Genomic DNA, 888 nt, shown 5'->3' with positions numbered 1-888 from the left:
GAAGAATTCCTTAGGAACGTTACCACCAACAACTGTTGAAGTGAAAGTAAGACCAGTGTTTTGCTCACCTGGCTTGATGCGGTAGTCGATCTTACCGAACTGACCAGAACCACCAGACTGCTTCTTGTGCGTATAGCTGTCTTCGATTGCTTGCGTGATAGTCTCACGGTATGCAACCTGTGGCTGACCTACTTCTAGCTCAACACCGAAAGTACGCTTCAAGATATCTACTTTGATATCTAGGTGAAGCTCACCCATACCTTTAAGGATGGTTTCGCCTGAATCTTCGTCAGTTTCAACGATGAACGTTGGATCTTCTGCAACCATCTTACCGATAGCAACACCCATTTTCTCAGTTGAACCTTTGTCTTTTGGCTTAACTGCGATCGAGATAACTGGATCAGGGAATACCATCGCTTCAAGTGTACATTCATGCTTAGTATCACAAAGCGTGTGACCTGTTTGTACGTTCTTCATACCAACAACAGCGATGATGTCACCCGCTTGTGCTGAATCAAGTTCAATACGCTCATCCGCTTCCATTTCACACATACGACCAATACGCTCAGTCTTACCTGTGAATGAGTTAAGGATGGTGTCACCCTTGTTCAACTTACCAGAGTAAATACGGATAAACGTTAGTGCGCCGAAACGGTCGTCCATGATCTTGAACGCCAATGCGCGGAATGGCTCGTCAACAGATACTGTTGCAACTTCACCGGTAGGCTCGCCGTGCTCATCAGTAAGAGGCTGAGCTGGAACTTCTGTTGGAGAAGGCAAGTAATCAACAACAGCGTCAAGTACAAGCTGAATACCTTTGTTCTTAAATGCAGAACCACAGTAAGTTGGGAAGAACGCAAGCTCGTTAGTACCTTTACGGATACACGC

At 45.7% G+C, this 888-nt stretch carries 1 protein-coding gene; it reads right to left on the bottom strand.

What is annotated here, in order from left to right:
• Positions 1 to 888 (bottom strand): EF-Tu/IF-2/RF-3 family GTPase (locus A3738_RS08320; protein ID WP_255376158.1); only part of this gene is annotated, 888 nt, incomplete at both ends.

Source organism: Oleiphilus sp. HI0066 (assembly GCF_001635725.1).
Note: the sequence above shows the minus strand (reverse complement) of the source record. Positions and strands in the feature narration are given on the sequence as shown.